This window comes from Streptomyces sp. R41, from assembly GCF_041053055.1.
Classification (GTDB): Bacteria; Actinomycetota; Actinomycetes; order Streptomycetales; family Streptomycetaceae; genus Streptomyces.
In genome coordinates, this window is record NZ_CP163443.1 from 5,008,580 (window position 1) to 5,028,744 (window position 20,165).

Genomic DNA, 20,165 nt, shown 5'->3' on the forward strand with positions numbered 1-20,165 from the left:
CCGGCCCCGGTCGGCGTCAGCCCGCCTGGGACCGTGACGGCGTCTGCTTCATACCGTCGACCACGGCCCGCTTCAGGATGGCGCTGGTGAAGGTCACCGTGCCGGGCTTGATCAGGGCGTCGGTTCCGGTGTTCTGCTTCACCTGGACCGAACGCTCGCCGAGGAAGACGTGGGTCCGCTTGTCGAAGATCCACTCCTCGCGCTCACCGCTGGTCTCGTCGAGACGGGCCACCGCGACCCCGTGCCGGCCCACCGCGTCCACCGCGTCCTCGACGACGACAACGCCGGGGATCTTCGCGGCGGCCTTGAACAGCGTCGAGTACAGCTCGGCCGGCGGGTAGCTCTGGCCGAGCAGGTCTCCGATGGTCGTGAACGCCTCCTGGTCGGGGGAGTTGCCCTGGCCCTTCGTCTCCTTGTAGATCTTGGCCAGCAGCGCGTCGGGATCGGTGGTCAGCTTGGCCAGGTAGTCGTAGGACGGACCGTTCAGGTTCGCCTTCGGGGTGTTGCCCTGCTCGTCCGGCAGGCTCAGGGTCTCGCCCTCGGGGCTGTCGTTGACGGCCGGGTCGATCAGCCAGCCCTTGGTGCCGTCCGGGGACTTCCACATCTGGCGGCGATGCAGCGCATGGCTGGCCGGGCTGGTCCTGCCGTCGACTGTCCTCAGGAAAGTGTCGGCCGTCTTGGACTCGATGTAGATGTACTGACCGGGCTTGACAGCCGGGTGGGACCCGTCGGCCGCCGCCAGCGAGATCTGGTCGAGGAGCTGCGGTACACCCTTGGTGGTCGCGACACCTACCTGGGTGGTCAGGGCGGGTCCGGTGGCGAGACCGCCGTCCCTGACTCCGCCACCACCGGACATCGCGCTCCCGGCGACAACCGCCCCCGCCACGGCCGCCGCCATGGCGGGCAGCACGATCGCCGGACGCGGCAGCCTGAGCCGTCGTGCCTTCGCGGGGGCGGCCGTCGTGGTGCGCTCATCCTGCTGCAGCTCGTGAATCTGGGCCATCATGCGCTCCTTGTGGAACTGGTGACGGCCCGTCGGCAGGTCACGCGTCGTCCGGTCGAAGAGCTGTGCGCCTTCTTCCCACTCGGCAGGGCTCTGCCGGGACGTGTTCGCGTTCATCGGTTTCCTTCCTGTGCGGGCCGGATCGCGTGTGCGTGATCGCCTCTTATCTGTCGGCCGGGGTGGCCGCCTTCCCGATTTCCGCGAACTTTTCTGAGCGCCACCTCCCCTGTGGGTCGCGCCAGTTCGGCTTCCGCGAGCGCCCGCAGCTTCTTGCGGGCGCGGGAGAGCCGGGAGGCGACCGTGCCCACCGGAATCCCGAGCGCCTCCGCCGCAGCCTCGTAGTCCAGGCCCTCCCCCAGGCAGAGCGCGATGACCTCGCGCTCCGGTCTGCGCAGCGCGGCGAGCGCGGTGAGCGCCGTCGCGAGGCGCCGCCGGTCGTCGACCCGGTCGGCCACCTCCTCGGCATGGTCGGGCACCGACAGCTCGGCCGCCGCGGCGACGCCGGCCGCCGCCCGGTACCGCCGGTTGCTCCGGTACTGGTTGCGCGCGGTGTTGGTGGCGATGCCCAGCAGCCAGGGCCGCAGCGAGCCGCCCTCCGGGTCGACCTTGTCGCGCAGCCGCCACGCCTCCATGAACGTCGTGGCCATCACGTCCTCGGCCGTCGACCAGTCAGCGGTCAGCCGGAAGGCATGGTTGTAGACCGCGCGGGCGTAGCTGTCGTAGAGCTCCGCGAACGCGCTCGATTCCCCGGCCCGTACCCGGGTTCGCATATGAGTGCTCACCTTCATGAGCTGTCCGGCACCCCACACGGCCTTCCCGTGACCTGTGTCACACGTCATCCCCGCCGCGTCCACACGCCCCATGGCAACCAATCAGCCACCGGCGGCGACCACGCAGCGACCCTCCCCTCCACAGACCTTGAACGGACCCGCCAAGATGAGTGACATCCGCAAGGCGCGCCACCGCAGACGGAAGACCGCACTGTACGTCGGCGTCCCCCTGGCCCTGACCGCCGCCGGAGCCATGGCGTACGGCGCCGTCTTCGGCATCTTCGGCGAGGACGCACAGCCCAAGGCGTCGGCGGCGACCTCCGCCCCCACGTGGGCCACCGCCACCGCCGACGGGTTCGCGTCGGTCGACGCGCTGGGCCAGAACGGCACCTACGGCGGCCGGGACGGCAAGACCGTCACCGTGAAGACGCTCGCCGACCTGGAGAAGTATGCGACGGCGTCCGACCCGTACGTCATCGTCGTGGCCGCCACCATCGACATGGACCCGGTGGGCAAGGAGATCAAGGTCGCCGACAACAAGACGATCATCGGCTCCGGAACATCCGGGCAGATCGTCGGCGGCGGCTTCTTCCTCGGCCAGGGCGTGCACAACGTCATCATCCGCAACCTGACGATCCGGGACGCCTACCAGGGCGTCTGGAACGACAAGGAGCACGACTACGACGGCATCCAGATGGACGGCGCGCACCACGTCTGGATCGACCACAACGACATCCGGCACATGGCCGACGGGCTCATCGACAGCCGCAAGGACACCACGTACCTGACGGTGTCGTACAACAAGCTGAGCAACGAGAACAAGGCGCTCGGCATCGGCTGGACCGACAACACCACCGCCGACATCACGATCCACCACAACTGGATACGCGAGACCGAGCAGCGCAACCCGTCCACCGACAACGTCGCCCACGCGCACCTCTACAACAACTACCTTCAGGACGAGCCGGGCACCGCCATCACGTCCTCGTACGGCAACTACGCGCGCGGCAACACCAGGATGGTCCTGCAGAACAGCTACTTCTCGGGCATGAACAACCCCGTCATCCGCGACAGCACGGCCACCCTCGTCCAGAGCGGCAACGTCTTCTCCGGCACCAGCGGCCGCAACGAGAGCGGCGGCGGTACGGCGTTCGACCCGAAGACGTACTACGGCTACACGCTCGACAAGGCGGCCGACCTGCCCGCGCTGCTCAAGATCGCCGCCGGGCCGCAGAGTTCACTCGGTACGGCCACCACCACCGCGGCCACCACCCTCACCGTGGCCAAGGACGGCACCGGCCAGTACAAGACCGTCCAGGCCGCCGTCGACGCCGTACCGGCGAACAACACCGCGCGCGTCGTGATCTCCGTCAAGCCGGGCACGTACCGCGAGACGGTCAAGGTCCCCTCGAACAAGCCGCACGTCACCCTCCAGGGCACGGGCAGCAGCCGTAAGGACACGGTGATCGTCTACGACAACGCGGCGGGGACGACCAAGCCCGACGGCTCGGGCACCTACGGCACGCCGGGCAGCGCCACCCTCTCCGTCCAGTCCGACGACTCCCAGGTCCGCAACCTCACCGTCAGCAACGACTTCGACGAGGCCAAGCACCAGGACATCGCCAACCAGGCGGTGGCGCTGTTGACCTCCGCCGACAAGATCGTCCTCGACGGGGTCATCGTCAACGGCGACCAGGACACCCTGGAGCTGGAGACCGCCGCCAAGGACAAGCTCGGCCGCGTCTACATCGCGAACTCCTACATCACGGGCAACGTCGACTTCGTCTTCGGCCGGGCGACGGTCGTGGTCGACAAGTCGGTCATCACGCTGAAGAAGCGCTGGAACGGCACCTCGGCCGGGTACGTCACCGCACCCAGCACGCCCGCGAACCGCAAGGGCATCCTCATCAACCGGTCGGCGATCAGCGGAGACGTGACGGCGGCCTCCTTCTACCTCGGCCGCAACTGGCACCCCAGCGGTGACACGACCGTCGACCCGCAGAGCACCGTCCGCAACACCACCCTGAGCGCCGCGATCAAGTCCACGCCGTGGTCGGACATGGGCGGCTTCTCCTGGAAGGACGACCGGTTCGCCGAGTACAGGAACACCGGCGCGGGCGCTGGCGGCGCGAGCGGCGACCGCCCGCAGCTCACCGACGCCCAGGCCGCGGACCAGGAGGTCGCGGACTGGCTGGGCAACTGGACGCCCACCGCCTCCTGACGCCCCGGGAGGCTGGGGGGCCTCCCGGGGAAGCCGGGGTTCTCCCCGGCCGGGGAGGCTGGGCGCCGGACACCGCCCAGCCTCCCCACACCCCGCTCCGAGCCCCGCCACAGCCCCCCGTTACACGTTGGAGCGATGGCGCGGAAGATCCTGCTGGCCGACGACGACGTGGCCGTACGTGAGGGGCTCGGCCGGCTGCTCAGGTTCGAGGGGTACGAGACCGTCCTCGCCGGAGATGGGCGCGAGGCCCTCGACCTGGTGGCCGGGGCCGACGGGCGCCCCGACCTGGTGCTGATGGACGTCACCATGCCCGGACTCGACGGGCTGGCCGCCACCCGGCGGATACGGGCGTCCGGGTTCACCGTCCCCATCCTGATGATCACCGGCCGGGACGCCGTCGGCGACCGTATCGTCGCGCTCGACAACGGCGCCGACGACTACCTGATGAAACCGTTCGCGAGCGAGGAACTCCTCGCGCGGGTCAGGGCGCTGCTGCGCCGCAGCCCGCAGCAAAGGCCCACGGAGCCGGGTCCGGCCCCCGACGCCCTGCTCTCCTTCGAGGACGTCGCCATGGACCCGCGCACCCGCACGGTCACCCGCGCCGGCCATTCCCTCGACCTCACCAGGACCGAGTACGCCCTGCTGGAGTACCTGCTGCGGCACCCGGCCAGGGTCCTCGGCCGGCCCCGGATCCTCAAGGAGGTCTGGGGCTTCGACTTCGAGCCGGCGTCCAACACGCTGGACGTGTACGTGATGTATCTGCGCCGGAAGCTGGAGAGCCACGGCGGACCGCGGCTCATCCACACCACCGTGCGGGGGCTCGGTTACACGCTGCGGGCGAAATAGCCGGTCAGGAGTCCAGCAGGGTCCCCGGCAGGTCGAACCGCTTGGCCTTGCCCGTCGTGAGGTCCACGCGGGTCACCGTGTTCTCGGCGTAGACGAGCCAGCCGGCCGAGGTGTGGGTGAGGTCCAAGGAGCCGGTGAGGCCCTTGACGCGGGCGCGGTGCAGTTCCTTGCCGGTGGTGGCGTCGACCTCCACCAGTTCGGTGTCGCCGCCCGCGGCCACCGCGACCACGATCGACGAGCCCGTCGCCGCCACGGCATCGGCCCGCCCGCCGTCCACCGAGACCGCGGTCGCGTCGGCATCGCGCCTGAGGGCGACCTTGACGGCACCCGACTTGCCCGGGGCTCCCGAGGCCGGCGACCCGACGACGACCGGGTGTCCGGACGGACACGCGAGGTCCTGGACGTCCAGACCGCTCGGGACGCGTACGGAAGTGATCCTGCCGTCGGTCAGCCGCGCCGCGGAGATCTTCGTGCCAGTGCCCGAACCACTGCCCAGGCAGACCGTGTCCGAGGCCGCGTCGGAAGCCGCGAGGGTGACAGTGCCGGGGACCTTCAGCTCACGCTCGGTGGTCCAGTCGGCCGGGTCGCGGACCAGCACACTGGAGTCGGCCGTGCCGCTCGCCGCCTTGGTGTCGGGCAGCCCCGCGACCTCGGCGACCAGCGTCTTGCCGGGCAGGATCCTGCGCAGCCGCTCGTCGCCCGTCATGCCGTCGAGGGTGTGGTCCTTGCGGTCGATCTCGTAGCGCCGGTCCGGCTTGCCACCCTTACGGGGAACCGTCAACAGCCAACGCCCGTCGGCGAGTCGGACAATGTGCGGGCTGATCGAATCGTCGTCGTCCGCCTGCTGGGGCACGACAGCCAGGCTCTGCGCCCTGGACTTGTCCGGGTTGATCCCGACCACCGTCACCAAGCCGTTGACCTTGGCGAGCGCGAAGGTCGAGGAGCCCTTCCAGTCCGTGCCCAGGTCCACCCCGCCCGGCCCGGAACAGGCCGTGGTCAGGGCGGCCGTCGTGCCGAGCGCGACCGACAGGAGGACCGCTCGCGCCGGACCGGTCAGCCGTCCAGGGCGCTCAGGTGTCGTGGGGGGGTACGGCATGGGGTGGCTCACCAGTCCTTCATCGCATCTGTGGGGGACATCCTCGCGGCCCTGCGTGCCGGGGCCAGCGAACCCATCGCCACCACCAGCACCGTCAGCCCGAGGAGCAGGAGCAGAGTGCCCGCCGGCGGCAGCAGCACCCAGCCCTTGACGTACGGCGCCAGGTCCGCGCTGCCGCGCAGCAGGGCCGCTGCGCCGCCGCCGAGCACCGCGCCGAGCACGGTGCCGATCAGCGCGGCCACGGCTCCGGCCAGCGCCATCTCCGTGACCAGCATCGTCAGCACGTATCTCGTGCGGAATCCGACCGCCTTGAGAATGCCGATCTCCTGCGCCCGCTGGCGTGACAGCGCCCCGGTCACGGTGACCGCGCCGACGAAGGCCAGCACACCGAGCACACCGAGCAGCACCTGGCCGACCACCTTGATCATCTCCAGGACACCGGGAAGCGCGCTGAGCTGCTGCTGGAGGGTGACCGCCGGATAGCCCAGCTTCTGCACGGACTTCGTCACGGCAGGCACGTCGGCGGCCGTCCTGGCGACCACGGTCAGCTGGTCGTAGCCGATGGTGGAGAGGTAACTCTTCGCCGGTTCACCGGACCGCTGCGCCGCCCAATCGACCACGGTGGAGTCGGCGGCGTACGCGGCATCCGGGTTGTCCAGCTGCCAGGTCGGGTCGTACACCCCGACGAGCCGGGCGTGGCCCGAGACTCCGGTGCCCTCGCCCTGGCGTACGAAGCGGGTGGTCTCGATCTCGATGTCCTTGCCCACCAGCTTGCTCAGGTCCACGCCCTGGGACGCGGCCGGGGCCACGATCTCGCCCGGGCGCAGCGGAAAGAGCTGTTTGCGTACGGACTTGGTGACCGGTGGGGGCAGCGCGGGGCGGTAGGTCGTGGCGTACAGCAGGACGGTGTCGCCCGCCTTGGTCAGGACCCCGAAGGAGACCTGGGCCCGGTGCTGCACCGACTCGACGTGCGGCAGCTTCGCGAGCCTGGCGGCCGTACGGTCTGTCAGCTGCGGGGTGTCGGGCCGGGAGTCGGGGCGGTCGACGGTGATGCTGCGGTTGGCGCTGCTCTCCTTGACGCCCGTGTCGGTGACGCCCTGGGCCCGGTCGGCGATGCCCAGTGCGCCGAGACAGACGGCGGCGGCGACCGAGACCAGGGCCACGAGGCCGATCAGGCGGCGGCGCAGGGCGCGGACATTGGCCAGCGCCAGGCTGAAGACGTTCATTCGGCGCTCTCCGTCTGCGTGTTGGCCCTGGCCCGCTCGGCCATGGGCTTCTCCACCGTCGCGGGCTTGTCCACCGCGACCTGGGTGAACGTGCCCTTCTCCAGGCGGTGCACCACATCCGCGAACTCCGACACCGCCGGGTTGTGGGTGACCAGGAGCACCGCCCAGCCCTCGTCCGCCAGTTCGCGGAACAGCCCAAGCAGCACGTCCTCGCTCTCGGTATCGAGGTTTCCGGTCGGCTCGTCGGCCAGCACCGCGGGCGGATCGTTGATCAGCGCCCGCGCCAGCGCCACCCGCTGCTGCTCGCCTCCCGACAGCTCGCCGGGCAGATGGTCGGCCCGCTCCGCGAGCCCGACCCGCTCCAGCAGCGCACGGGCGCGCATCTCGCCCTCGGCGCGGCTGCCGGCGTACGGCAGGACGACGTTGCGCAGCGCCGAATGTTGCGGCAGCAGGTTGTACGACTGGAACACGAACCCGAGCCGGCCGCGGCGCAGATCCGCCCGCGCACCGTCGCCCAGCCCCGTGATGTCCGTGCCCTCGACGAACACACGGCCGCTGTCCGGCGGGGTCAGCAGCCCGAGGATGTGCAGGAGGGTCGTCTTCCCTGAGCCGGAGTGGCCGACCAGGGCCGTGACCTCGCCGCCTCTCACGGCGAGGTCGACGCCGCGCAGGACGTCGACCCTCCTTCCGCGCAGGGTGTAGGACTTGCCCACACCCTCGGCCCGCAGCAGTGCGTTCACCGAACTCTCGCTCACTTTCCGTTCTTCGGGGCCGGCAGCCAGCCCATGGCGCCGTGCAGTTGCCGGTCCAGCGTCCACACGGCCCAGGTCGTCTTGAGATCGCAGGCGGAATCCCCGCCGCCGACCTGATAGAGGCCGGGCAGCCCGGGGCAGGCCCTGTACGGCGTGATGCCGCGTCCGAGGGCTTCGCGCAGCGACGCGTCCAGCTCACCACCGAGCAGCGAATAGGCCCGTACGACCAGGGCGTAGGTGTAGACGGAGGTGAACCGGCCCGGGTTCAGCGCCCAGTGTTCCAGGGCGTCGGGGGTGATCCACGACGGGATCCCGTCGCGCTGTCCGCTGTCGGCGAGCCCGACGGCGACCGTAGCCGCCGCGACCACCCGCTCCGGGGTGTCCGGGCTCCAGCTGTCGATCTTCGGGACGGGGACCCAAGCCCCCGCGTCGGCACAGTTGAGGGCGGTGCGCTGCCACTGGGTGGCGTTCCGCACGGTCACGGTGGCGGGCAGCACCTGCGCGTCGGCGCACAACTGCCGTGCCACATCGCTCGCGTCGCCGCCCGCGGTGACCTTGCGCAGGGCGGCCCGGCTCAGCCGCTCGGCGCCTTCCTGGCCGGCGTCGTCGGACTTCTCCTCGCGCTCCAGCGCGGCCAGCAGCCCGGGGTCCTTTCGCGACCATCCGGCCAGCGCCCGCAGGCGCTGCACGAAGAGGGAGGCGTCCGGGTTGCCGATGTAGGCATCGGGGTCGCGGACCGTCCCGTCGTCGAGCCGGTCGCCGTCCAGCCGCTTCAGCACCGGTGCGAACACGGCCTTCGGCGAGCCGGCCGCCTTCAGCGCGTGGACCAGTTCGTAGAGCTGCTCATACGGGAGCGTTGCGGCGCCGTCCCGGAGCACCGGCTCCCACACCTGGCGGTTCACGGCGGGCCGCTTCCCCGCGGCCTCCTGGATCAGCGCATAACTGTAGGTGTCGTCGAGCCGGGTCGCCCGGGCGTCGGGCGTGAGGTTCTCGAAGTCGTCCGTACGCGGAGCGGCGATCCGGGTGAGGGTGGCGGGGACGGGCTCGTTCAGCAGATGCAGCGAACGGGCCAGGGCGCTGCCCTCGTCGAGTGCCCGGGCCTTCTTCGCCAGCGAGCGCAGCCAGGAGACGGTGGCGGTCCGATCCGCCGCCGGGAGGTCGTCCAGGCGCCCGAGTGCGTCGAGCACTTCGAGGGCCGCCCAGGTGGCGCCGAGGCGAGCCCCGTCGCTGTCGTCGCCGAGCGCGGAGTCGACGTACCAGCCGCCCTTGGTCCGGAGCTTGTTCACCGCCGCCGCGTCGCTCGCGCCCAGCGCGGTACCGGCACCGGCCCGCCGCAACGGGATCATCCAGTCACGGCCCCAGAGCGAGGAAGTCTCCAGCGCTTCCCGGCGCAACGACTCGACCTGTGCCGAAGCGATGCTCGTCCTCGGATCACGGCCCAGCTCGGACAGCGTCCGCAGCGCATAGGACTCGGCCTGCGGGCCCGCGGGCTGCTCACGCAGGAACGGGTGGTAGTAGTAGCCGTTCTGCCTACTGACCAGAAGCTCGAATTGCCGGGCAGCGGCGGATTCACGCTGCGCGGACTCACCGTCTGAATCAGACATGGATGTACATGAAGTGACGAGAGCGGCGCATATGACCGCCCCGGTCAACCGGGACGCCAGCGTTCCGCCGCGCGTCACCCAACCGAATTTCACCGAACGCCCCCGTGCGTCGTCCTGCATATTCACCGCAGCGAAAAGTGCCACACCGCCGGGCCCTGACGGTGTGACACCCTTGCTCACTCAGTTCACGCGTCGCGCCGACTCAGCGGAAGCGGATCAGGCGGCGCCCGCGTAGGCGCACTTCTCGCTGACCTTGATCGAGCTGGTCACCTGGGCCGAGCCGCAGCTCTTCGTCGAGACGTACGTGGTGGTGCCGCCCGGCTTCATCTGACCGTAGGTGTCGGAGATGTTGGCGTTGGTGTTCTTCCAGCGCACCTCACCCAGGGACCGGCTCTTCATCGTGAGCGTGGCCTCGGGGTTCTTGGAGATGGTGATGGAGACGCTGATGCCGTGGGCTGCCAGCTCCGTGCGGTTCTGGATCCACTTCGCCTTGCGGGGGTTGGTCCCCGACATCTTCGTGGACGCTTTCCAGTCACAGGCGGTGACGTAGAAGCCGCAGTGCCAGGCGTTGATCGAGATCTTGTTCCCGCCCGGGATGCCCACCGAAGTGGAGGACGAGGTGGCGTGGGCCGGTGCCGCCGTCAGCACAAGGGCGCCGGCCGCGAAAGCGGTGGCAGCCCCGGACATCAGGCGCATGCGTATGGCCTTGTTCATTCGATTGTCTCCCCGTGAGATACCGAAAGCGGTTCCTGGGTCAAGGAACCGCAAGCGCAACGGACTTGAATCTCAAGATCCGCTTTGCGACCCCAATTGATACATGGGATCGATCCCACAGCACAATCCAGCCAGCCGGCACCGGGCATGTCCTGTGTCACACCGGGGAATTGGAACCTGGCGCCGGGAAACGGCATCAGGGCTCACCCTCCGAGGGAGACTCGAGGAGAACCCTCAGGGAAACCTCAAGGGGAACCCGGAAAGACGTAATTCCCCCGCACTGCCTTCACACGCCCATGGCGATTCGTCGCCCGGGGATGACAGCCGCGCGTACACCCCGTCCCGCGCCAACAGCTCCATGTGCGTACCGACTTCCACCAGACGCCCCCCGTCCACGACCAGGATCCGGTCCGCGTCGGGCGCCAGGCCCAGGTCGTGGGTGATCATGATCGTCGTACGTCCCGCCATCAGACGGCGCAGGGGCTCGACCACCCGGTGCGCGGCGAGGGCGTCGAGGCCGGCCGTCGGTTCGTCGAGTACGAGGACGGGGGCGGCGCGGAGCATGGCGCGGGCGATGGCCACCCGCTGGAGCTGGCCACCGGAGAGGGCCGCGGTGCCGGGCGCGATCGGGGTCTGGTACCCCCGCGGCAGCGCGCTGATGAACTCGTGCGCGTCCGCCTCCAGTGCGGCCCGCTCGATCTCGGCGTCCGTCGCTCCCGGCCGTCCGCACGCGATGTTCTCGCGGATCGTGCCGTGCAGGATGAGGGTCTCCTGGGGCAGCAGCGCGACGTTCTCGCGCAGGAACTCCAGGGGTACGCCGGTCAGCGGGACGCCGTCGAGGCAGATCACGCCCGCCGTCGGGTCGTAGAAGCGGGTGAGGAGTTTGGAGAGGGTGGACTTTCCGGCGCCGCTGGGTCCGGTGACGACGACGAGTTCGCCGGGTCCGGCCGTGAAGGTCACGTCGTGCAGGGAGTCGCGCTCGGCACCCGGGTAGCGGAACGACGTGCCGTGGAAGCTGACCCAGCCGTGTACGGGCCATTCCCGCACCGGGACGGCCGGGTCGCTGACGGCGGGCTCGGCGTCCAGGATCTCCTGGAGCCGCTCGGCGCCGGCGGTGGCGGCGGTGAGGGTGAGCCCGAGCTGCCCGAGATTGCGGATCGGTGGGTAGAGATAGCCGAGGAAGGCGGCGAAGGCGAGCAACTGGCCCAAGGACATCCGCCCTTGAGAGATCTCCCAGGCGCCGAGGCCGATCACCGCGAGCACGCAGACCGTCTCGACGACCTCGACGAACTGCTCGTACATCTCGCTCGCCCGCGCCCCGCGCACGGACGCCCGCATCCAGGCGCGCGCCTCCCGGTCGAGCCGCTTCTCCTCGGCACGGCGCCGGTTGTACGCCTGCGTCAGCACCACATTGCCGAGCGACTCCTCGACGACGGAGGTGATCGCGCCGTCGGCGGCCCGCTCCTCCCGGGAGGCGGTCTTGATCCGCCCGGAGAAACGGCGGGCGGCGACGAGGAAGAGGGGAGCGAGGACGAAGGTGGCGAGAGCGAGGTCCCAGCGCAGCCAGAGGGCCGCGGCGGCATAGAAGACCGCGGAGAAGGCGGCGGAGACCGTCCCGACCACGCCCGACACGACCATCTGCTCGATGGCCTCGACGTCTCCGGTGAGACGTTCGACCAGATCACCCTGGCGGTGCTTCTGGAAGAAGTGCGGAGGCAGATCCTGGACGTGCCGGAACACGCCCGCGCGAAGTCGCAGTACGAATCTCTCGGCGGTCCACACGGCGAGCGAGTTGCCGAGATACCCGACGAGCGCGCCGAGCACGGCGACGCCGAGCCAGGCCCCGGCGGGTCCCCAGAACGCCGCGAGCGAACCGGCCTTCAGGGCATGGTCGGTGAGCTGCGCGAAAAGCAGGATCGAGGCGGTCTCGGCGAGCGCGGCCACCACCACACAGCCGGTGATCACCACGAGCCACTTACGGTCCCCGCGAGTCAGCGGCCAGAAGCGAGCAAATGCTTCCCGGACTTCCCGCATGTCAACTCCCCTTTTACTGTCCACAACATGGCCGAGGCGGGGCCACCGGAGTAATTCCGGGGCCCCGCCTCGTAGCGGCTGCTAGCGGCCCTGACCGCCGACCGGGCGCTTCTTCGGCGCCGGCTTGGCGGGCTTGTGCGCCTTCTTCGGGGCCGGAGCGGGCTTGTGGTGCTTCTTGACCGGGGCGATCTTGTGGAAGCTCATGGGGGTTCTCCTTCTTCCCAGTGGGTGAATTCCCTTTGCCGTTTGCGTCGTTCGCTTTCGACAAGGAAAACACTACGGGACTCCGAACCCGGAAACTGCCAATTCGGCTTAGACCTCGATGAATTGCAGCTGAAAGAAATTCTCAGCGAGCCGGCGGAACCGACCGGCCACTCACACAGAATTTATGACGGACCTCACCTGGAACTTACCGAGGTAATTCAGAGGCTAATTCATCTGGTCGGTGCTCTGTCAATGCCCGATCGTCAGCGCCGACCCCGTCATCCGCACCCGGATCCCGTCCTTCTCCACGCGTACGTCCCGCAGCCGCAGGTCGCCGTCCTTCGGATGCGGCAGGCGGAATCCCAAGGACAGCTGGTCCACGAGGACGGGACGGGTGAGCCGGGAGAGGCCGTCGAGGAGGGCCGGGTCCAGGCCGAAGCGCTTCAGGAGCGCCGGGTGGGCGATCGCCACGTCGAGGAGGTTCACGCGCATCGCCCGGCGGGCGAACTTCGCCGACCCCGTCAGCGAGGCAAGCCTGGTGTCGTCGCGCAGCGCCTGACGCACCGCCGCGTCCGGCACCCCGAGGCGGTGCACGATCGCCGGGACGGAGAGCAGGGCCCGCGCCTTGGCGGTCTCCTTGCCGAGGCGCGCCACCGAGCGCGGGGTGAGGTGCAGGCCCTCCGAGGCACGGGCGCCCGGCCGGTACGTCGCCAGGTCGCCGATGTCCAGGCGCATTCCGTCGATCCGCGTCGAGATGCCGCGCTCGCCGTCGCGGCCGATACGGGCGTCGGCCCGGAGTTTCAGGTCGTGTCCGGCGACGGGCAGCGTGCCGCGCGCCCGCACCCGGTCGTGGCCGTGCCCGGTGAACGTCACCTGGGACGCGCCGAGTTCTCGGTTCAGGTCGTCGAAGGAGAGCAGCACCTCGCCGTGCAGCGCGGGGACTCGGGCACCGTGTACGGCGGTGGGGTCGTCGCCGCCGTCGAGCCGTACATGCGTCGCCGTCGCCGACACCTCAGCCAGCGAGACCCGGTCGGCGGCCACGTCCGGCACGGTCACCTTCACGGAGTCCAGTCGGTGGTCGGCGAGTTGGGTGAGGAAGGGGAAGCCCCCGATCTCGACCTCGGGGGCGGCGGTCAGGTGCAGCTGGTCCTTGAGCTTGTCGGCCGCCTCGTGCTCGGCGTACAGCAGGGCCCAGCGGTCGGCGAGCGTGAGGAACGCGGCGAGGGACAGGACGAGGACGGCAGCCTTCGCCGCGAACGGCAGTCCGGCGAAGCGTTTCCGGCGGCGCCGGCTGCCCCGGCGGTGGTTGGGCGGGGCCCAGTCCTCCTCCGGCACCTCCTCCGGCTCGTCCTCGTGGAGGAACTCCTCCAGTGGACCGTCGTCGAGAGCGGCGAGCTCTTCGTAGGGGTTTGTATAGGGATGCGTTGTCATGCGGTGGGGGGTACGCATCGTCTCAGTCGACCATGCGTACCGCCCCTGTCCGCAACCGCTACCGTCCGTATGCGATCTACCTCACGGCATTCCCGATCTCTGCTTCACGGCATTCCCGATCTCTACTTCACGATCGTGATCCGGGCCGCCGCGGGCACCGGATACGGCGTCGCCGCCGACGAGTTGGCCGTCAGATAGGACTCGAAGGCCGCCAGGTCGTCGCCGCCGACGACCACGTTCGTGCCCTTGCCGAGTTCGGCGAAGCCGTCGCCGCCGCCCGCGAGGAAGGAGTTCATCGCGACGCGGTAGGTGGCGGTGGGGTCGATCGCGGTGTTGTTGAGCTTGACGGAGTCGGCGACCACTCGGGCGGCGCCCGTCTTCGTCAGGTCCAGGGTGTAGGTGAGGCCCGAGGAGATCTGGAGGATCTTCGGCGCGGCCTCGTTCGCGCCGCTGACCTGCTGCTGGAGAGCGGTGATCAGCTGGGCGCCGGTGAGGTTCACCAGGTTGACCGTGTTGGAGAAGGGCTGGACCGTGTACGCCTCCCCGTACGTCACCACGCCGTCGCCCTCACTGCCGCTCGCGGTGTAGGTGAGCCCGGCGCGGATGCCGCCCGGGTTCATCACCGCGAGGTCGGCCTCCGGGTCGACGGACTTGGCGTACGCGAGCTGCGCGTCGGCGATCAGGTCGCCGAGCGGGGACTCGGTGCCGGTGTTGCCGATCTCGCCCGCGATGTAGCCGATGGGTCGCGAGGCGATCGGGGCGGAGAGCGTCTTCCACTTGCTGATCAGGGCCGTCATGTCAGCGGCCTTCGCCACGTCACGGGTGACCACGTGGTTCGCGGACTTCACCGCCGTACGCGCGATGTCGCCGGTCCAGCGGTCGTACGTCAGCGTCGTGTCCGTGTAGAGGCGGCCGAAGGACGAGGCCGACGTCACCATGCGAGGGTTGCCCGCCGGGTCCGGGACGGTGCACGCGTACGCCTGGTGGGTGTGGCCGGTGACCAGCGCGTCCACGGCCGGCGTGACGTTCTTGGCGATGTCGACGATCGGCCCGGAGATGCCGTCACCGGCGCCGGGGCTGTCGCAGTCGTAGTTGTACGCCGTCGAGGCGGGCGCACCGCCCTCGTGGATCAGCGCGACGATCGACTTCACGCCCTGGCGCTGGAGCACCTTGGCGTACTTGTTGATCGTCTCGACCTCGTCGCCGAACTTGAGGCCCTTGACGCCCTCGGCGGAGACGATGTTCGGGGTGCCCTCCAGGGTCACGCCGATGAAGCCGACCTTGACGCCGTTCTTCTTCCACACCCAGTAGGGCTTGAGGATCGGCTTGCCGGTCTTCTCGTCGGTGACGTTCGCGGCGAGGTAGGGGAAGTCGGCGCCCGTGAATTCCTCGCTGTCGTCGTAACAGCCGTCCTTCGGGTGGCAGCCGCCGTTCTGCAGACGGGCCAGCTCCTTGGCGCCCTCGTCGAACTCGTGGTTGCCGACGCTCGTCACGTCCAGGTCGAGCTTGTTCAGCGCGTCGATCGTCGGCTCGTCGTGGAAGAGGCCGGAGATCAGCGGGGAGGCGCCGACCATGTCACCGGCTGCGGCCGTGATCGAGTACTTGTTGTTCTTGCGGGCCTGGCGCAGATGCGTGGCGAGGTATTCGACACCGCCCGCGTCGATGGTCTTCGTCGTGCCGTCCGCCTGCAGCTCCGTGACACGGCCCGAGGAGCCGGACGGCGGCTCCAGGTTGCCGTGCAGGTCGTTGAAAGACAGCAGCTGTACGTCCTGGTAGCGGCCGCTGCCCTGGTGGTGCAGCGGCGTGGCCTTGTCCTGGCCCGCGCTCGCGGGCATCGCCGCGGCCAGCGCGCCGACGGTGGCAAGGCCGGCGGCGGCCGCGAGGATGCGATGGGTACGTCTGTGCCGGGGCGTCGATGGCATGGGTTCCCCCCTGGGATCCGTGGAAGCTGGACGAGCTGAAGAACTGAAGAACGGGAGAGCTCGAGAGCTGGAGAGCGGACGAGCTGGAGAGCTGGACGGGCTGTGAAGCCGTAGCAGCCGTGGGACGACTGCGGCTTTGCGCGCACTTTAGATTCAACGCGCGTAGCGCAACAGGGGGTTGAGGGTTACCAACAGGTTGCGGTCGAGCGCACTTCGCCATGAAACGGGCAGGCCTTACCCTCGTAGCCATGACCAGCGACGACAGCGCACTGCCCGCCCTCTCCCGCTCCATCGAGACCTGCTCCGCGCTCTCCCCGGGCCAGGCCGAGGACGTGCTCCAGCTGCTCGCCGAGGCCGCCCGGGCCGATGGGCAGCAGGCGGTGTCCGAGCAGGGGCGGCTGCAGCTCAAGGGCGGAGCCCGTGAGGGCGTACGGCATCTGCTGCTGACCGTCGGTGACCAGCTCATCGGGTACGCGCAGCTGGAGGACACCGACCCGGTGGAGGCCCCTGCCGCCGAGCTGGTCGTGCACCCGGCGCACCGCGGGCACGGGCACGGGCGGGCGCTGGGCTCCGCGCTGCTCGCCGAGTCCGGGAAGCGGCTGCGGGTGTGGGCGCACGGCGGGCACTCGGCCGCCCGGCACCTCGCGCAGGTCCTCGGGCTCACCCTCTTCCGCGAACTGCGCCAGATGCGGCGGCCGTTGGCGGACCTCGACCTGCCCGAGCCGAAGCTCCCGGACGGGGTGCACGTCCGCTCCTTCGTGCCGGGCCGGGACGACGCCGCCTGGCTCGCGGTGAACGCCGCGGCCTTCGCCCACCACCCCGAGCAGGGCTCCCTCACCCAGCGCGACCTGGACGACCGGATGGCCGAGCCATGGTTCGACCCGTCCGGGTTCTTCCTCGCCTTCCGCGCCGGCCAACTGGTCGGCTTCCACTGGACCAAGGTCCACGCCGAGGAGCGGCTGGGCGAGGTGTACGTCCTCGGGGTGCACCCCGGCGCCCAGGGCGGCGGCCTGGGCAAGGCGCTCACCACGATCGGGCTGCGCCACCTCGCCGCGCAGGGCCTGCCCACCGCGATGCTCTACGTCGACGCCGACAACAAGTCGGCGGTGACCGTGTACGAGCGGCTCGGCTTCGTCACCCACGAGACGGACCTGATGTACCGGACGGAGTCGTAACCGCTCCGCCGGTACCGGTTCAGTGCCTCACGCCGGGTCAGCGGTGAGCAAGAGAGGCGATCCGCCGCCTGGGTTCCGCGACGGAGCACGCACCCAGCAAGGCCGCCACGACCAGGAGCCCCGCCCAGCGTTCGTGGGCGCCGTCCCAGCGCGGGTCGCCCACCGCCACGAACAGCTCCCACGGTTCCGGGAGCAGCAGGGCGGAGGCGACGACGGTGACCGGCAGTCCGGCCGACACCGCGACCCCCGGCTCGGCCACGTCCGTGCACCGCACGGCCACGGCCGCGGCGGCCAGGGCGAGCACGGCGATGGTCGCCGCCTCCAGGGTGACCGCGCCCACCGGGGGCCGGGTCTGCTCCGGTACGAGGAGCAGCGCGGCCGTCCACCACACCACCGCGAACGGAGCGACGAGCGCCACCCGCAGACCGACCCGCACCGGGCGCCGGGTCGGCACCGCGGCGGTGGTGTGCCGGGCCGGGTCGTCCAGCAGGAAGGCCAGGCCCAGGCCGAAGGCGAGCGCGGCGGCCCGCAGGAGACTGAGACAGAGCCACGCGTCGGGCGGGGACGACAGCAGTCGCGGGGTCCCGGCGAGCAGCAGCCCCAGGGCACTGCCCGCCGCGAGGGCCCGCCGGGGCAGGGTCCGGGACACCGGGCGCAGCAGGGCCCGGATCACGCGAGCGGTCACTGCTGGCACCTCTTCGCGTCCTCGGCGCCCGCGCCCGCCGCCGGCACTCCCAGCAGCTGGGCCACCCGAGCCGTCGACGTCTTCGCGGAGGTGAGTTCCGCCCAGTGGGCCCGCACCTTGGGGATGACGCTGTAGCGGGGCTTGTGCAGCAACTCCCGTACGATCCTGGTCTGTTCGGCGCTCAGATAGACCGGGTTCGTGGGCGCGAGCGAGACCCCGGAGCCCTTGACGCTGTCGTCGAGGCGGATGTGCCGGAACACGGTCATCGGGTCGGACTCCGAGGCCAGCGCCAGCCACATGATGGTCACCGCGCGGGCGTCGCATCCTTCGCCACTGGACTCCTCGTCGCCGGCCACCAGGACCGAGGCCACGCCGACCGCGAACTCCGGGATCCGGTTGCCGCCCCACCGCGTGCCGACGGTCACCACGCCCGGCGTGCCGGCCGGGTCGAGCGCGGCGGCGCCCTCCAGTCCGTAGCGGGAGTCGACCCGCTGCCGTACGGTCAGCCGCTCGCCCCGGGCGGCGCCGCCCGCGAGGGACTGGACGCGGGCGACGACCTCGGCCCAGTCGGCGGTGCGGCCGGTCCACTCGGGGTAGGCGCAGTACGTCGACGTGCCGTGCGCGACGCACGACTGCACCTTCTCCGGCGTGGCGGAGGCCTTCGCGCGGGCCGCGATCAGACCGGCCGAGTCGCCCGGGGACTGCCCGGCTACGCCGGCGGCCGTGGCGGCGAGGGCGAGGGCGGTCACCGCCTTGATGACGCGCGTACGACCGCCGCCGACCAGGACCGCGACGCAGAGCAGGAACACCACGAGCCCCGCCAGATACAGCGCGTGCCAGGCGGCCGGGCGGCCCAGCAGGTCGGAGGGGAACGGGTCGGCCCCCTCCTCCGAGACGGCCGGGGACAGCCAGCGCACCCAGTGCGCGTCGCCCGAGGCATTGGCCGCGAGGATCGTGACGACATAGGCGCCGATCACGAAGAGCGGTGCGCCGAAGGCGGAGCGGATCAGCCGTGCGAGCAGGACGCCGAGGGTGCCGGACAGAAGGATCGCCAGCGGGCCCACGGCCAGTTCGGCGGGCGAGCCGTGGCCGACCGCGCCCGGCTTCAGCGCCGCCCAGGTGAACTGGAGGGCGACGACGAGGGCCGTGCCGGCGGCGAAGGGCACGACGGACAGCGCGTGCGCCACCGTACGCCGCCACGGCTCCATGACCAGCACGTCGAAGTGCCGGTCGGTGCCCTGCCTGCGGGAACGCAGCACGGCGCGGTTGACGCAGACGAACAGCGCGATGCCGAGGAGTAGCGGGCCGGTCTGGGTGGACCGGTCGACGTCCTGGAGGACCGGGTAGTCGTCCATGCCTTCGCGGCCGTTGAACGTCGTCCAGCCGGTGTAGCCGACGTACAGCACGAGGAAGACGAACACCGGTATCTGCAGCAGCAGTTCGCGTGCCTCGAAGCGGGCGAGGGCGAGGACGGCGGCCGTCCTCGATCCCTGTCCTCGAGCAGGCGGCTCCACCCCCGTGGGAGCCGCCTGCTCGACCGTGCCGGTGGTGGTGCCGCTCATGCCGCCACCTCCGCGGGCTCGCCGTCGAGGGTGAGCAAGTAGCCGTCCTCCAGGGTCGGTTCGAGAAGGTCGGCACCCTCGGGCGGGTCGCCGACGTTGCGGAAGGAGCCCGTGCCCGTACGCCATCCGGCTCGCGCGCCCGGGTCGCGTTCCGTGCTGCTCCACACCCGGCCCGCCGCCCGCGCGGTCAGCTCGGCGGGCGTGCCCTCGAAGCGGACGCTTCCGCGGGCCATGACGATCACGCGGTGGCAGAGCATCGCGACGTCCTCGGTCTGGTGGGTGGAGAGCAGAACCGTCCGCCCTTCACCGGCCTGGGCGATCAGCTCCCGAAAGCGCATGCGCTGTTCGGGGTCGAGGCCGACGGTCGGCTCGTCGAGGACGAGGAAACCGGGGTCGCCGACGAGCGCGGCGGCCAGCGCGACCCGCTGGCGCATACCGCCGGACAGCCTCTTGATGCGCTTGCTCCGTACGTCGGACAGGTCGACGGCGTCGAGCACGCGCCGCACCTCCCGGTGCCGGGCGCCGCGGTCCGTCAGCTCCTTCAGGATCGCCACGTAGTCGACGAACTCGAAGGCCGAGAAGTCCTGGTGGAACCCCGGCGTCTGCGGCAGATAACCCAGAGCGCGCCGCACGTCGAGGCGGCCGGCCGTCGTGCTCGGGTCGTGCCCGAGCACCGTGAAGGCCCCCCGGTCGGCGGGCACGGCGGTGGCGAGCACCCGCAACAGGGTGGTCTTTCCGGCCCCGTTGGGCCCGAGCAGCCCGGTGACGCCCTCGGTCAGCCGCAGCGAGACGTCGTCGAGGGCGACGGTCCCGCCGTAGCGGAGGGTCAGGCCGGATGCGGAGACGGTGGGGGTCATACGTACGGCACTCCTGTCGGAGAAGATCGAAGACGTGGGCAGAGGCGCGGCGCCGCTGTCATG

Annotated in this window: 17 protein-coding genes; 3 read left to right on the forward strand and 14 right to left on the reverse strand. The window is 70.5% G+C overall.

Annotation, left to right across the window (positions count from 1 at the left end; translation table 11 throughout):
• Positions 1–16: 16 nt before the first annotated feature.
• Together AB5J53_RS22970 and AB5J53_RS22975 are read right to left on the reverse strand one after the other, a co-directional pair.
• The gene (locus AB5J53_RS22970) at positions 17–1,120 is read right to left on the reverse strand and encodes a CU044_5270 family protein (RefSeq protein ID WP_369247550.1); all 1,104 of its coding nucleotides are present in this window, start codon (positions 1,118–1,120) and stop codon (positions 17–19) included.
• Complete coding sequence (locus tag AB5J53_RS22975) at positions 1,117–1,773, reverse strand: RNA polymerase sigma factor (RefSeq protein ID WP_369247551.1); 657 nt, start codon at positions 1,771–1,773, stop codon at positions 1,117–1,119. Before AB5J53_RS22975 ends, AB5J53_RS22970 begins: the two co-directional genes overlap by 4 nt.
• A gap of 166 nt (positions 1,774–1,939) precedes the next feature.
• Here AB5J53_RS22975 and AB5J53_RS22980 point away from each other — a divergent pair, with 166 nt between their 5' ends.
• Both AB5J53_RS22980 and AB5J53_RS22985 read left to right on the forward strand, forming a co-directional pair.
• Positions 1,940–3,994 (forward strand): pectinesterase family protein, encoded by a 2,055-nt coding sequence (locus AB5J53_RS22980; protein WP_369247552.1) that lies wholly within the window; start codon positions 1,940–1,942, stop codon positions 3,992–3,994.
• 135 nt (positions 3,995–4,129) lie between these two features.
• Entirely contained in the window at positions 4,130–4,840 is a 711-nt protein-coding gene (locus AB5J53_RS22985) for a response regulator transcription factor (RefSeq protein WP_369247553.1), read from the forward strand.
• 4 nt (positions 4,841–4,844) lie between these two features.
• Here the strand turns inward: AB5J53_RS22985 and AB5J53_RS22990 are convergent, their stop codons facing one another.
• From AB5J53_RS22990 to AB5J53_RS23030, 9 genes are all read right to left on the reverse strand, one after another.
• A complete protein-coding gene (locus tag AB5J53_RS22990; protein ID WP_369247554.1) occupies positions 4,845–5,936 on the reverse strand; it encodes a hypothetical protein in 1,092 nt (363 codons plus the stop codon).
• Between the two features lie 8 nt (positions 5,937–5,944).
• Positions 5,945–7,162, reverse strand: a complete 1,218-nt coding sequence (locus tag AB5J53_RS22995; protein WP_369247555.1) for an ABC transporter permease — start codon at positions 7,160–7,162, stop codon at positions 5,945–5,947.
• The gene (locus AB5J53_RS23000) at positions 7,159–7,902 is read right to left on the reverse strand and encodes an ABC transporter ATP-binding protein (RefSeq protein WP_369252403.1); all 744 of its coding nucleotides are present in this window, start codon (positions 7,900–7,902) and stop codon (positions 7,159–7,161) included. The genes AB5J53_RS22995 and AB5J53_RS23000 overlap by 4 nt, the downstream gene beginning before the upstream one ends.
• A gap of 11 nt (positions 7,903–7,913) precedes the next feature.
• A complete protein-coding gene (locus tag AB5J53_RS23005) occupies positions 7,914–9,518 on the reverse strand; it encodes a hypothetical protein (protein ID WP_369247556.1) in 1,605 nt (534 codons plus the stop codon).
• 216 nt (positions 9,519–9,734) lie between these two features.
• Positions 9,735–10,232 carry a hypothetical protein gene (locus AB5J53_RS23010; protein WP_369247557.1) on the reverse strand — a complete coding sequence of 166 codons (498 nt, stop codon included), beginning with the start codon at positions 10,230–10,232 and terminating at the stop codon, positions 9,735–9,737.
• A 234-nt stretch (positions 10,233–10,466) separates the two neighbouring features.
• On the reverse strand, positions 10,467–12,266 hold the full coding sequence (locus tag AB5J53_RS23015; protein WP_369247558.1) for an ABC transporter ATP-binding protein: 1,800 nt from the start codon (positions 12,264–12,266) through the stop codon (positions 10,467–10,469).
• Positions 12,267–12,347: 81 nt separating this feature from the next.
• Positions 12,348–12,470, reverse strand: a complete 123-nt coding sequence (locus tag AB5J53_RS23020; RefSeq protein WP_369247559.1) for a hypothetical protein — start codon at positions 12,468–12,470, stop codon at positions 12,348–12,350.
• 249 nt (positions 12,471–12,719) lie between these two features.
• Entirely contained in the window at positions 12,720–13,919 is a 1,200-nt protein-coding gene (locus tag AB5J53_RS23025) for a DUF2993 domain-containing protein (protein ID WP_369247560.1), read from the reverse strand.
• A 104-nt stretch (positions 13,920–14,023) separates the two neighbouring features.
• Complete coding sequence (locus tag AB5J53_RS23030; protein ID WP_369247561.1) at positions 14,024–15,823, reverse strand: bifunctional UDP-sugar hydrolase/5'-nucleotidase; 1,800 nt, start codon at positions 15,821–15,823, stop codon at positions 14,024–14,026.
• A gap of 248 nt (positions 15,824–16,071) precedes the next feature.
• On the opposite strand from AB5J53_RS23030, the gene mshD reads away from it, so the two are divergent.
• Positions 16,072–16,998, forward strand: a complete 927-nt coding sequence (gene mshD, locus AB5J53_RS23035; protein WP_369247562.1) for a mycothiol synthase — start codon at positions 16,072–16,074, stop codon at positions 16,996–16,998.
• A 37-nt stretch (positions 16,999–17,035) separates the two neighbouring features.
• Here mshD and AB5J53_RS23040 read toward each other — a convergent pair whose 3' ends face one another.
• The 3 genes from AB5J53_RS23040 to AB5J53_RS23050 are packed head-to-tail and all read right to left on the reverse strand — an operon-like array spanning position 17,036 to position 20,102.
• Complete coding sequence (locus AB5J53_RS23040) at positions 17,036–17,683, reverse strand: ABC transporter (protein ID WP_369247563.1); 648 nt, start codon at positions 17,681–17,683, stop codon at positions 17,036–17,038.
• Positions 17,680–19,245 (reverse strand): ABC transporter permease, encoded by a 1,566-nt coding sequence (locus tag AB5J53_RS23045; RefSeq protein WP_369247564.1) that lies wholly within the window; start codon positions 19,243–19,245, stop codon positions 17,680–17,682. Before AB5J53_RS23045 ends, AB5J53_RS23040 begins: the two co-directional genes overlap by 4 nt.
• Positions 19,242–20,102: an ABC transporter ATP-binding protein gene (locus AB5J53_RS23050; protein WP_369247565.1), complete on the reverse strand. Its 861-nt coding sequence runs from the start codon at positions 20,100–20,102 to the stop codon at positions 19,242–19,244. Before AB5J53_RS23050 ends, AB5J53_RS23045 begins: the two co-directional genes overlap by 4 nt.
• Positions 20,103–20,165 lie beyond the last annotated feature (63 nt).